Here is a 543-nt window from a genome sequence, read left to right as displayed (position 1 = left end):
AGATGGCTCGGGCGAGTTTACTGGGCCTTCACGTCCAGAGTGTATTGCCCCAGCAAAACCAGGTGGCGGTTTTGATTTGACTTGTAAGCTTGCTCAAGCAGGCTTAAAAGAGACTGGCATTCTAGAAGATCCTATGCGCGTGACCTATATGCCAGGCGGCGTAGGCGCTGTTGCGTATAATAAGATTGTGGCTAATGATCGCGACAATGAAGATGCCATTATTGCCTTCTCTACTGGTTCTATTCTGAATTTATCGCAAGGTAAATTTGGTAAATTTACGGAAAAAGACGTGAAATGGCTTGCAGGTGTTGGTACCGATTATGGCGCTGTTGCTGTAAATGCTGACTCAGACATCAAGTCTTTAGACGATTTGGTTGAAGTTCTAAAAACAGATCCAAAGTCAGTCAGCTTCGGTGCAGGCGGTAGTGTTGGTGGTCAGGACTGGATGCAAACTGCTATGTTAGCCAAAGCAGTTGGGGTCAATCCTAGTGATATGACTTATGTCGCAATGGAAGGTGGCGGTGAGGCAATTACAGCGGTCAT

At 46.4% G+C, this 543-nt stretch carries 1 protein-coding gene; it reads left to right on the top strand.

Annotation, left to right across the window (positions count from 1 at the left end; translation table 11 throughout):
* The coding region (locus ACS8FD_RS23880) for a Bug family tripartite tricarboxylate transporter substrate binding protein (protein WP_439277676.1) at positions 1-543 on the top strand (543 nt) is incomplete at both ends.

The sequence above is a fragment of the Psychrobacter sp. 1U2 genome, from assembly GCF_051847575.1.
The sequence above is the reverse complement of the archived record's forward strand: the minus strand, read 5'-3'. Positions and strand labels throughout refer to the sequence as shown.